The organism is Streptomyces sp. NBC_01508 (assembly GCF_045040315.1).
Lineage (GTDB): Bacteria > Actinomycetota > Actinomycetes > Streptomycetales > Streptomycetaceae > Streptomyces.
This window is the reverse complement of the sequence record NZ_CP109419.1, coordinates 2,668,940-2,681,642: the sequence shown is the minus strand read 5'-3', so window position 1 is coordinate 2,681,642 and position 12,703 is coordinate 2,668,940. Positions and strand designations below refer to the sequence as shown.

The 12,703-nt window shown below is 72.7% G+C and carries 7 protein-coding genes; 6 read left to right on the top strand and 1 reads right to left on the bottom strand.

Translation table 11 applies throughout. From position 1 onward, the window contains the following. Positions 1 to 80 precede the first annotated feature (80 nt). The 5 genes from OG700_RS12065 (at position 81) to nudC (ending at position 9,984) form a co-directional block, all read left to right on the top strand. Positions 81 to 3,443: an ATP-dependent helicase gene (locus OG700_RS12065; RefSeq protein WP_405612660.1), complete on the top strand. Its 3,363-nt coding sequence runs from the start codon at positions 81 to 83 to the stop codon at positions 3,441 to 3,443. Between the two features lie 79 nt (positions 3,444 to 3,522). Then, positions 3,523 to 3,804 carry a hypothetical protein gene (locus OG700_RS12060; protein ID WP_405612657.1) on the top strand — a complete coding sequence of 94 codons (282 nt, stop codon included), beginning with the start codon at positions 3,523 to 3,525 and terminating at the stop codon, positions 3,802 to 3,804. 125 nt (positions 3,805 to 3,929) lie between these two features. Next, positions 3,930 to 7,580: a UvrD-helicase domain-containing protein gene (locus OG700_RS12055; protein WP_405612655.1), complete on the top strand. Its 3,651-nt coding sequence runs from the start codon at positions 3,930 to 3,932 to the stop codon at positions 7,578 to 7,580. A 9-nt stretch (positions 7,581 to 7,589) separates the two neighbouring features. Further along, positions 7,590 to 8,996 carry a dipeptidase gene (locus OG700_RS12050; protein ID WP_405612653.1) on the top strand — a complete coding sequence of 469 codons (1,407 nt, stop codon included), beginning with the start codon at positions 7,590 to 7,592 and terminating at the stop codon, positions 8,994 to 8,996. A gap of 43 nt (positions 8,997 to 9,039) precedes the next feature. Then, positions 9,040 to 9,984, top strand: a complete 945-nt coding sequence (gene nudC, locus OG700_RS12045; protein ID WP_405621623.1) for an NAD(+) diphosphatase — start codon at positions 9,040 to 9,042, stop codon at positions 9,982 to 9,984. Between the two features lie 112 nt (positions 9,985 to 10,096). Here nudC and OG700_RS12040 read toward each other — a convergent pair whose 3' ends face one another. Then, positions 10,097 to 10,339, bottom strand: a complete 243-nt coding sequence (locus OG700_RS12040) for a mycoredoxin (RefSeq protein WP_242574344.1) — start codon at positions 10,337 to 10,339, stop codon at positions 10,097 to 10,099. Positions 10,340 to 10,489: 150 nt separating this feature from the next. On the opposite strand from OG700_RS12040, the gene OG700_RS12035 reads away from it, so the two are divergent. Continuing rightward, on the top strand, positions 10,490 to 12,691 hold the full coding sequence (locus tag OG700_RS12035; protein WP_405612651.1) for an ATP-dependent DNA helicase UvrD2: 2,202 nt from the start codon (positions 10,490 to 10,492) through the stop codon (positions 12,689 to 12,691). Positions 12,692 to 12,703: the final 12 nt, after the last annotated feature.

The following is a 12,703-nucleotide window of genomic DNA, read 5'->3' as shown; positions in this document are numbered from 1 at the left end:
CGTAGCCTCGTCAGCTCGCGGCACACGCACCCCAGAGAGTCCCGTCACCACCAGCACCCCCTCCAGGACCGGCGATCCACGTGAGCTCCTTCTCTTCCACCGGGCGTACCCCGCACCGTCGGGTACGGCAGCGGGCCTCCGGTGCGTACCGACTGGTGCGTACGACGCCGGCCCCGGTGGATCCCCCTGTGCTGGACGCAGCGCAGCGCCCGGTGGTTGACCACGGCCGCGGACCGCTGCTCGTTCTCGCGGGTCCGGGCACGGGGAAAACGACCACGCTGGTCGAGAGCGTCGCCGCGCGGGTCGCGCGGGGCCTCGATCCGGAACGGATGCTCGTCCTCACCTTCAGCCGCAAGGCGGCGGTCGAGCTGCGCGACCGTACGGCGGTCAGACTGGGCGGCGCGCAGGGGCCGCAGGCGACCACGTTCCACTCATTCTGTTACGCGCTGATCCGCGCCCACCAGGAGGCGGAGCTCTTCACCGAACCGCTGCGGCTGCTGTCGGGACCGGAGCAGGACGTCGCCGTACGGGAACTGCTCGCCGGCCAGCTCGACCTGGAGCGCGAGGGGCTGGCGCACATCCGCTGGCCGGACGAGCTGCGGGCCTGTCTCACCACGCGCGGTTTCGCCGACGAGGTACGCGCGGTGCTCGCCCGCAGCCGTGAACTGGGGCTCGGCCCGGACTCCCTGGCCGTCTTCGCCCGGCGCACGGGCCGCCCCGACTGGACGGCGGCCGCCTCGTTCCTCGCCGAGTATCTCGACGTCCTGGACATGCAGGGCGTCCTCGACTACGCCGAACTGGTCCACCGGGCCGTGCTCCTCGCCGAACGGCCCGAGGTCGCCGAGCGGCTGGCCGACCGGTACGACGCGGTGTTCGTCGACGAGTACCAGGACACCGACCCGGCGCAGGTACGGCTGCTGCGGGCGCTCGCCGGGAACGGCCGCACACTGGTCGCGTTCGGCGACCCGGACCAGTCCATCTACGCGTTCCGGGGCGCCGACGTGAACGGCATCCTCGACTTCCCGGACGCCTTCCCGCGCCCCGACGGCCGGCCCGCCCCGGTGGAGGTCCTGACGACCTCCCGGCGCTCCGGGGAGGGGCTGCTCGCCGCGACGCGGCTGCTGACCCGCCGGATGCCGCTGAACCGGCTGCCGGCCGCGAAGGTGCGGGCGCACCGCGAGCTGGCGGCGGTCCGCGCGGGAGGGCGGGTCGAGACATACACCTATCCGACCGCTTCGACCGAGCTGGAGAACATCGCCGACATCCTGCGGCGCGCGCATCTTGAAGAGGGCGTGCCGTGGAGCGAGATGGCGGTGCTCGTACGGGCCGGAGGCCGGACCATCCCGGCCGTGCGGCGGGCCCTCACCTCGGCGGGCGTGCCCCTGGAGATCGACGGCGACGACGTGCCGCTGCGTCACGAACCGGCGGTGTCACCGCTGCTGACGGCGCTGCGCGCGGTCGCGACGGCGGCGGTCGCTACGGCGGCGGGGCCGGCGGCGGTCGGCGCGGACACCGACACCGACACCGACACCGACACCGATCTCGACACCGGACCCGGGGTCGAGGGCGACTGGCTCGACGTCGAGACCGCGCTCGCGCTGCTCACCTCGCCCCTCGGCGGCATGGACGCCGCCGACCTCCGCCGCCTCGGCCGCGCCCTGCGCGACGAGGAGCGAGCCGCCGGCAACCGCGTACCGCCGCCCTCCGACACGCTCCTGGCCCGCGCCCTCGCCGAACCGCAGCGGCTCGTCACGCACGACCCCGCCCACGCACGCGGCGCGCAGCGGCTCGGCGCGCTGCTGGCCAAGGCGCGTGACCTGCTGGCGGGCGGCGGCACCGCCGAGGAGGCGCTGTGGGAGCTGTGGGACGGCACCCGTTGGCCGGAGCGGCTGGAGCGGGCCGCCCTGCGCGGCGGCGCCGGGGGCCGTAACGCGGACCGGGACCTGGACGCCGTATGCGCCCTGTTCGACGCCGCGGCCCGAGCCGAGGAACGCACCGGCGGGCGCGGCGCCCTCAACTTCCTTGAGGAGATCGACGCACAGGACATCGCCGCCGACACGCTCAGTGGCAGGGCCGTACGGCCCGACGCCGTCCGTCTCATGACCGCGCACCGCTCCAAGGGCTTGGAGTGGCGGCTCGTCGTCGTCGCCGGAGTCCAGGAAGGGCTGTGGCCCGACCTCCGGCGTCGCGGCTCTCTTCTGGAGGCGGACAGGATCGGCCGTGACGGACTGGCCGAACCCCTCACTCCCGGCGCCCTCCTTACGGAGGAGCGACGGCTGTTCTACGTGGCGGCGACCCGCGCCCGCGAACGGCTCGTCGTCACGGCGGTCAAGGCCCCCGCCGACGACGGCGACCAGCCGTCCCGCTTCCTCGCCGAACTGGGCGCCGACCCCAAGGACGTCACCGGCCGGCCACGCCGCCCGCTCGCCGTCGCCGCGCTCGTGGCCGAGCTGCGCGCCACGACCGTCGACCCGCGGGCGGCGCCCGCGCTGCGCGACGCGGCTGCCCGCCGGCTCGCCCGGCTCGCCGCGCTCAGCGACGAGGACGGCCAGCCGCTCGTCCCCGCCGCCCACCCGCACCGCTGGTGGGGCCTGTACGAGCCGACACACAGCGCCGTGCCCCTGCGCGACAGGGACCAGCCCGTCGCACTCTCCGGCAGCGCCCTGGACCAGCTCGCCAACACCTGCGCGCTCCAGTGGTTCCTCGGGCGCGAGGTCAAGGCGGACGAACTGTCCACCGCCGCCCAGGGCTTCGGCAACGTCGTCCACGTCCTGGCCGACGAGGTGGCCTCCGGCCGTACGCCCGCCGACCTCGCCGTCCTCATGGAGCGCCTGGACTCCGTCTGGGACGCGCTCGCCTTCGACGCGCCCTGGAAGTCCCAGCAGGAGAAGCAGCACGCGCGGGTGGCGTTGGAACGCTTCCTGCGCTGGCACGTGATGGACCGCGCCGGGCGCACACCGGCGGCCACCGAGCACGCCTTCGACGTCACCCTTGAGGCGGGGGCCTACGAGGTACGGATCCGGGGCTCGATGGACCGCGTGGAGCAGGACGCCCAAGGGCGCGCCTACGTCGTCGACTTCAAGACCGGCAAAGCGGCTCCTACCAAGGAGGAGGTCGCGCACCACCCCCAGCTCGCCGTGTACCAGCTCGCGGTGGGGGAGGGCGCGGTGGACGAGGTCTTCGACGGGCGGCGGCCGGAGCCGGGCGGCGCCGAACTCGTACAACTGCGGCAGGCGGCGGCCAAGAAGGAGGGCGGCGACGACCTGCCCAAGATCCAGGCGCAGGAGCCGCTCGCGGGGGAGTGGGTCGGCGATCTGCTGGCGACGGCGGCCGGACGCGTACTGGACGAACGCTTCACGCCGAGCGCCGGGCAGCACTGCGCGCACTGCTCCTTCCGCGCGTCGTGCAGCGCGCGACCGGAGGGCCGGCAGATCGTGGAGTGAGTACGCTCGCCGGATGAATCCCCTCGGGTGAATCCTCTCGGGTGAATCCCCCTCATGCAGGCCCCCTTCGCGGCTCTTCGTGGGAGGGGACGGGGCGGTCGGGAATCCGGCCACCGGGCACGAGAGCCGTGTCTCCGCCTTGGACGCCGCTGTGATCGGGGGGCGGACACTCGCGGTGACCGGCAGCGACGACGGCACGGCGCGGATCTGGGATCTTGAGGGTGGCCGGCAGATCGGGCCACCCCTGGCCGGACATCGCGGTGAGATCTGGACCGTGGCGATCACGCCGTTCGACGGCCGCCACGTCGTGCTGACGGCGGGCCGGGACGGCACCGTACGTGTCTGGGACCTCGCGAACTGACGGCCGCGCGGCCGGCGTGGACTTCGCTGTTCGCCGTGACGTCCGGCACCCGATGGCCGTGACGTCCCGTTCTGTCGGATCTGTCCGTCGTTCTGCTGTCAGTGGTCCCCGATAGCCTCTCTGAAGTGTCCGCACGTATCACCGACCCCGCGCAGCTCAACGAACTCCTCGGCATCCCGTTCACCCCGGAGCAGACGGCGTGCATCACCGCACCGCCCGCCCCGCAGGTGATCGTGGCCGGGGCGGGCTCCGGCAAGACGACGGTGATGGCCGCCCGCGTGGTGTGGCTCGTGGGCACCGGCCAGGTGGCTCCCGAGCAGGTCCTCGGCCTCACCTTCACCAACAAGGCGGCGGGTGAGCTGGCCGAGCGGGTCCGCAAGGCGCTCGTCCGGGCCGGGGTGACCGATCCCGACCTGCTCGACCAGGACAACCCTCCGGGCGAGCCCCGCATCTCCACGTACCACGCGTTCGCCGGACAGCTCCTCACCGACCACGGCCTGCGGATAGGTCTGGAGCCGTCCGCCCGGCTGCTCGCCGACGCCACGCGCTACCAACTGGCCGCGCGGGTGCTGAAGGAGGCCCCCGGCCCGTATCCCTCCCTGACCAGATCGTTCCCCGCCCTGGTCAGCGATCTGCTGGCACTCGACGCCGAACTCGCCGAGCATCTCGTCCCGACCGGTGAACTCGCCGCGTACGACACCGAACTGCTGCGCACCCTCGAAGGCACCCGGCTCACCAACGCCGACCTGCGCAAGGTGCCCGAGACCGCCACCGCCCGCCGCGAACTGCTCGACCTGGTCGGCCGGTACCGCGCGGCCAAGAGCACCCGCGACCTGCTCGACTTCGGTGACCAGATCGCCCTCTCGGCGCGGCTTGCCCTCACCCGGCCCGAGGTCGGCCGAATCCTGCGCGACGAGTTCCGCGTCGTGCTGCTCGACGAGTACCAGGACACGTCCGTCGCCCAACGCCTGCTCCTGTCGGGCCTCTTCGGCGCCGGCACCGGCCACGCGGTGACGGCCGTCGGCGACCCCTGCCAGGCGATCTACGGCTGGCGCGGCGCCTCCGTCGCCAACCTGGACGACTTCCCCTCCCACTTCCCGGGCGCCGACGGCACCCCGGCGGCCCGCTTCTCGCTCAGCGAGAACCGCCGCAGCGGTGGCCGACTGCTGGACCTCGCCAACGGCCTCGCCGGCCCGCTGCGCGCGATGCACGAGGGCGTGGAGGCGCTGCGACCCGCGCCCGGCGCCGAACGCGACGGCATCGTGCGGTGCGCCCTCCTGCGTACCCATGCCGAGGAGTTGGACTGGCTCGCCGACTCCATCGCGCATCTGGTGCGCACCGGCAAGGAGCCCGCCGAGATCGCGGTGCTGTGCCGTACCGCCGGTGACTTCCCCGCGATCCAGAGCGCGCTCGTCGCCCGTGACGTGCCCGTCGAGGTCGTCGGCCTGTCCGGGCTGCTCCATCTCCCGGAGGTCGCCGATCTCGTGGCGATGTGCGAAGTCCTTCAGGACCCGGGCGCCAACGCCTCCTTGGTACGGCTGCTCACCGGCCCGCGCTGGCGTATCGGCCCCCGCGATCTGGCACTCCTCGGCCGTCGAGCCCGACTGCTGGTGCACCGCGCGAGCGGCGCCGATGCGGACAACGCCGACGAACGACTGGCGGCGGCGGTCGAGGGCACCGACCCCGCCGAGGTGATATCGCTGGCCGACGCGCTCGACACGTTCCTGGAGTCGGCCGGCGGCAAGGACGACGGCCTGCCGTTCTCCGCCGCCGCACGCGTCCGTTTCGCCCGGCTCGCGGTCGAACTGCGCGATCTGCGCCGCTCGCTGGCCGACCCGCTGATGGACGTACTGCACCGCGTCCTCGCCACCACCGGCCTGGAGGTCGAACTCTCGGCGTCCCCGCACGCCCTGGCCGCGCGGCGGCGCGAGACCCTGGGCAACTTCCTCGACACGGCGGCCTCCTTCGCCGCGCTCGACGGGGACGCCACACTCCTCGCCTTCCTCGCCTTCCTCAGGACGGCGGCGCAGTACGAGAAGGGCCTGGACAACGCGCTGCCCGGCGGCGAGAACACGGTGAAGGTCCTCACCGCGCACAAGTCCAAGGGCCTGGAGTGGGACGTCGTGGCCGTCCCCGGCCTGGTCACCGGACAGTTCCCCAACAGCAAGGCGCGCGAGGCCTGGACGTCCCAGTCGAAGGTCCTGCCGCACGCCCTGCGCGGCGACGCCCCGACGCTCCCGGACGTCCCGGAGTGGGACGCCAAGGGTCTCAAGGCGTTCAAGGACGAGATGCGCACCCACCAGCACACGGAGGAACTGCGCCTGGGTTATGTGACATTCACCCGCCCGCGCTCACTGCTGCTGGGCTCGGGCCACTGGTGGGGCCCGACCCAGAAGCGCGCCCGCGGTCCTTCGGACTTCCTGCACGCCCTGTACGACCACTGCGCGGCGGGCTTCGGCGAGATCGAGGTGTGGGCCGACGAGCCCCCGGAGTCCGACGAGAACCCCGCGCTGCTCACGGCGGACACGGTGCGGGCGTGGCCGCTGCCGTTGGACCCGGAGTCCCTGGCCCGCCGCCGCACGGCGGCGGACACGGTCCTGGCGCACCTGGACGCGCTGACGGCGTCCGCCGGGGCGGGCGGGACGCCGTACGGCGAGCCTCCTCCTGAGGAGGACGCCCCGCCGCCGGACGACGCGTACGACGACCTGGACGAGCCGTACGGCCACGCGTACGGCGATCCGCACGCCGCACACGCCGCACACGCCGCACACGACCCCACGGACGAGCCCGAGGAGTGGGAGCACGACGATCTGGCGGACTGGGACGACTGGGAGACGGGGCGCGAGCACCCGGAGCACCGGGTCGACGCGGTCGACGAGGTCGGCGCGGCGGGTCCCGCGCGCCTGCCCGGCCCCCGCCCCCCGGCCGACGGGGAACGCCTCACCCCCGAGGAGACCCGCACCCTCGCCTCCTGGGACCGCGACCTCGACGCCCTCTCCGGCGAGCTGCTGCGCGCCCGCGCCCGCGTCCGCGACGTCCCCGTACCGCCGTCGCTCTCCGCCTCCCAACTGCTGCGCCTCGCCGCCGACCCCGACGGCTTCGCGCAGGAGCTGGCCCGCCCCATGCCCCGCCCGCCGCAACGCGCCGCGCGCCGGGGTACCCGGTTCCACGCCTGGGTGGAGTCGCGGTTCGAGGAGCTGCCGCTCCCGATGCTCGGCCCCGACGAGCTGCCCGGCGGCGCCGCCGACGAGCCGGAGATCGCCGACGAACGTGACCTGGCGGCTCTCAAGGAGGCCTTCGACCGCACCCCGTACGCCCGGCGCACGCCGTACCGCGTCGAGGCGCCGTTCCAGCTCACCCTCGGCGGCCGGGTGATCCGGGGCCGTATCGACGCGGTGTACCGCGACATCGACCCGCTGACGGACACCGTCACGTACGAGATCGTCGACTGGAAGACCAGCCGCGGCCGTACCGCCGACCCGCTCCAGCTCGCCGTCTACCGCCTGGCCTGGGCCGAGCGGCACAACATCGCGCCGGAAGCGGTCACGGCCACGTTCCTCTACGTACGGAGCGGCGAGGCCGTACGCCCCCAGGGCCTGCCCGGCCGCACCGAACTGGAACACCTCCTCCTGTACGGCCACGGCACGGACCAGGGCGCCGAGCCGGGGACGGACCCCGGCACCGAGCACACCTCCGCCACCGTCTCTGGCGAACACACGCCAGAACCGCATCTCGAACGGCGAACGGCAGACGAGACCACCCCCGGAGCCGGATAGGCTCGATGTATGAGCGAGACCCCGGACAGCGCCGTCCGTACGCACACCCGTGACTACATCCAGTCCCACCGCGCGGCCTTCCTCGACGACCTCGCCGAGTGGCTGCGCATCCCGTCCGTATCGGCGCAGCCCGACCACCACGCGGACGTACGGCGCAGCGCCGACTGGCTCGCGGCGAAACTGCGCGAGACCGGCTTCCCGGTCGCGGAGATATGGCAGACCCCCGGCGCCCCCGCCGTCTTCGCCGAATGGCCGTCCGACGACCCCCGGGCTCCCGTCGTCCTGGTCTACGGCCACCACGACGTGCAGCCCGCCGCCCGCGAGGACGGCTGGCACAGCGACCCCTTCGACCCCGTCGTCCAGGACGGCCGGCTGTACGCGCGGGGCGCCGCCGACGACAAGGGGCAGGTCTTCTTCCATACCCTCGGCGTCCGCGCCCATCTCGCCGCCACCGGCCGCACCACCCCCGCCGTGCACCTCAAACTGCTGGTGGAGGGCGAGGAGGAGTCCGGCTCACCGCACTTCCGCGCGCTGGTGGAGGAGCGGGCGACCCGTCTCGCCGCCGACGCCGTGATCGTCTCCGACACCGGCATGTGGTCCGCGGACACCCCCACCGTCTGCACCGGGATGCGCGGCCTCGCGGAGTGCGAGATCGAGCTGTACGGCCCCGACCAGGACATCCACTCCGGTTCCTTCGGCGGCGCCGTACCCAACCCGGCCACCGTCGCCGCCCGCCTCGTCGCCGCGCTGCACGACGGGGACGAGCGGGTCACCGTGCCCGGCTTCTACGACGGCATCGTGCCGCTCACCGACGCCGAGCGCACGCTCATCGCCGAACTGCCCTTCGACGAGGACGCGTGGCTGCGTACGGCCAAGTCGCACGGCACGCTCGGCGAGGCGGGCCACTCCACGCTGGAGCGCGTCTGGACGCGTCCCACCGCCGAGGTCAACGGCATCGGGGGCGGCTATCAGGGACCCGGCGGCAAGACGATCATCCCGTCGTCCGCCCGGCTGAAGCTCTCGTTCCGGCTCGTCGCGGGCCAGGACCCGGACCGGATCGAGCGCGCCGTCGGCGACTGGATCGACACCCGGATCCCGGCCGGCATCCGCCACAGGACCACCTTCGCCGCCTCCACCCGCCCCTGCCTGACCCCACTGGACCACCCCGCGCTCCAGTCGGTCGTACGGGCCATGGGCCGCGCCTTCGACCAGAAGATCCGCTTCACCCGCGAGGGCGGCTCGGGACCGGCCGCCGACCTCCAGGACGTGCTCGGCGCACCCGTGCTCTTCCTGGGCATCTCCGTACCGTCCGACGGCTGGCACGCGCCCGACGAGAAGGTCGAGATCGACCTCCTTATGAAGGGCGTGGAGACGACCGCCTACCTCTGGAGCGATCTCGCCGCCGCTCTCCGCTGAACAGACACCCATCCATCCGGGGGAGTTGGAAGTACCAGTGAGCATCACCACCAGCGGCTCAGACACCGCCGCAGACCGGCCGATCGTCCTCACTTCCCACAGCGGCATCGACCGGGCCGCGCACCACCGCCTCGACGAGGCGTGGCTGGCCGCCGCCTGGAGCCACCCGACGACGCGGGTCTTCGTGGTCTCCGCCGGCCAGGTGCTGATAGACGACACCCCGGACGGGCGGACCGAACTCGTCATGACCCCGTCCTTCGAGGCCCCCCTCACCGAGACCCACCGCTACTTCCTCGGTACGGACGAGGACGGGGTCAGCTACTTCGCGCTCCAGAAGGACACCCTGCCGGGCCGTATGGACCAGTCGGCGCGCCCTGCGGGGCTGCGCGAGGCCGGGCTGCTGCTGTCCCCGCGGGACGCGGGCCTGATGGTCCACGCCGTCGCGCTGGAGAACTGGCAGCGGCTGCACCGCTTCTGCTCCCGCTGCGGCGAGCGCACGGTGATCGCGGCGGCCGGCCACATCCGCCGCTGCCAGGCGTGCGGTGCCGAGCACTACCCCCGTACCGACCCCGCCGTGATCATGCTGGTCACCGACGAGCAGGACCGCGCGCTCCTCGGCCGCCAGGTGCACTGGCCGGAGGGGCGGTTCTCGACGCTGGCGGGCTTCGTGGAGCCGGGGGAGTCGATCGAACAGTCCGTGGCCCGCGAGGTGTTCGAGGAGGCGGGCATCACGGTCGGTGACGTCGAGTACGTCGCGAGCCAGCCCTGGCCGTTCCCCTCCAGCCTGATGCTGGGCTTCATGGCCCGCGCCACCTCCTCCGAGATCACCGTGGACGGCGACGAGATCCAGGAGGCGCGCTGGTTCTCCCGCGACGACCTGCGGGCGGCGATCGAGTCGGGCGACGTCCTTCCGCCGACGGGCATCTCGATCGCGGCGCGGCTGACGGAGCTCTGGTACGGAAAGCCGCTGCCGAAGCCGCTGAACTGACCGGAACGCGTAGGAGCCCCCGCCGGTCGGCGAGGGCTCCTGCGGTGTCGCGTCCTGTCGCGTCTGTCATGTCGTGGCCCGCTCGTGTCACGCCGCGGCCGTGCCCGTGGGCTCAGGCGCCGACCTTCTGCTTGACCTGCGCGAGGGACGGGTTCGTCAACGTCGACCCGTCGTCGAAGAGCAGCGTCGGGACGGTCTGATTGCCACCGTTCGCCTTCTCCACGAATGCCGCCGAATCCGGGTCGTGCTCGATGTTGATCTCGGTGTACGCGATGCCTTCGCGGTCCATCTGGCCCTTGAGTCGACGGCAGTATCCGCACCATGTGGTGCTGTACATCGTCACGGTCCCCGGCATGTCTTCTCGGCTCCTCAGGCAGGCTCGAAATGTCTTCGCTGTGAGGAGAACGTACGTGACCTGGTCACCATTCCCGTACTTGTACGACCAACGAGACTCCCCTGTGGACAAGTGCCGCACCACCCTCACCGGACCTGGCAGCATGGCGGGGTGACAGCAGCAACGCACTCCTCACTCTTCCCGCAGGATTCCGACGGCAGCCAGATCGTGGCCCCGCCGCGCGACGCCGACGCGGTGCTCGACGGGCTCGACCCCGAGCAGCGCGAGGTCGCGACGGCGCTGCACGGTCCGGTGTGCGTGCTGGCCGGTGCCGGCACGGGCAAGACGCGCGCCATCACGCACCGGATCGCGTACGGCGTGCGGGCCGGGATCCTCCAGCCCGCCAGCGTCCTCGCCGTCACCTTCACCAACCGGGCGGCGGGGGAGATGCGCGGGCGGCTGCGCCAGCTCGGGGCCGGCGGTGTCCAGGCGCGCACGTTCCACTCGGCGGCCCTGCGCCAGCTCCAGTACTTCTGGCCGAAGGTGGTCGGCGGCGAGCTGCCCCGGCTGCTGGAGCGCAAGGTCCAGCTCGTCGCGGAGTCGGCCGCCCGCTGCCGGATCAGGCTCGACCGCAACGAGTTGAGGGATGTCACCGGCGAGATCGAGTGGGCCAAGGTCACCCAGACCGTGCCCGCCGACTATCCGGCCGCCGTTGCCAAGTCCCACCGCGACGCCCCGCGCGACCCGGCGGAGATCGGCCAGATCTACGCGATGTACGAACAGCTGAAACGGGACAGGTCGGTGATCGACTTCGAGGACGTCCTGCTGCTCACGGTCGGCATCCTCCAGGACCGGCACGACATCGCCGACCAGATCCGCAGCCAGTACCAGCACTTCGTGGTGGACGAGTACCAGGACGTCAGCCCCCTCCAGCAACGGCTCCTCGACCTCTGGATGGGCGACCGGGAGAACTTGTGCGTTGTCGGCGACGCCAGCCAGACGATCTACTCGTTCACCGGCGCCACCCCGGACCATCTGCTGAACTTCCGCACCCGTCACCCGAGCGCGACGATGGTCAAACTGGTCCGTGACTACCGCTCCACCCCCCAGGTCGTGCACCTGGCCAACGGCCTGCTGAATCAAGCCAGCGGCCGGGCCGCCGAGCACCGGCTGGAACTGATCTCACAGCGCGAAGCGGGCCCCGAGCCCGTCTACACGGAGTACGCGGACGAGCCGGCCGAGGCCGAGGGCACCGCGCGCCGCATCCGCGACCTCGTCGCGGCGGGCGTCCCGGCCGGCGAGATCGCCGTGCTGTACCGGATCAACGCCCAGTCGGAGGTCTACGAACAGGCTCTCGCCGACGCCGGAGTGCCCTACCAACTCCGGGGCGCGGAGCGGTTCTTCGAGCGCCAGGAGGTACGGGAGGCGGGCGCCGCCCTGCGCGGCGCGGCCCGCTTCGGCGGCAACGACTCCCTGCTCGACGATGTCGTCGACCTGCCGTCGCAGGTGCGGGCGGTGCTCTCCACCAAGGGCTGGACCACCGAACCGCCCACGGGCTCGGGCGCCGTGCGTGACCGCTGGGAGTCGCTGGCCGCCCTCGTACGTCTCGCCGAGGACTTCGTCCGGGCCAAGCCGGAGGCGACTCTCGGCGATCTGGTGGCCGAGCTGGACGAGCGCGCCGCCGCTCAGCACGCCCCGACCGTCCAGGGAGTCACCCTCGCCTCGCTCCACGCGGCCAAGGGCCTGGAGTGGGACGCCGTGTTCCTGGTCGGTCTGACCGAGGGCATGATGCCGATCACGTACGCCAAGACCGATGAACAGGTCGAGGAGGAGCGCAGGCTCCTGTATGTGGGGGTCACCCGCGCCCGGCTGCACATCTCCCTGTCGTGGGCGCTCTCCCGGGCCCCCGGCGGCCGGGCCTCCCGACGCCCCACCCGCTTCCTGAGCGGCCTGCGGCCGGGCTCCTCGGCCCCAGGAACACGCGGCGCGGGCGCGGCGGCGGGCGGTGCGGCCGAGCGTGGCGGCCGGCGCAAGCGGCGCGGTCCGGTGCTCTGCCGCGTCTGCGGCACGACACTGACGGACGCGGGCGAGATGAAGCTGATGCGCTGCGAGGGCTGTCCCTCGGACATGGACGAGGCGCTGTACGAGCGGCTGCGCGAGTGGCGCTCCGACCAGGCGAGGCAACTGGGCCAGCCCGCGTACTGCGTGTTCACCGACAAGACACTGATGGCGATCGCCGAGTCGGTGCCGGGTGACGACGGTGAGCTGTCCAGGATCTCGGGGGTCGGGGGTCGCAAGCTGGAGCGGTTCGGAGCCGATGTCCTTGCCATCTGTGCAGGTGAGGAGCTTGCGACGGAGGACGAGGACAGCTGATGCAAAATCGTC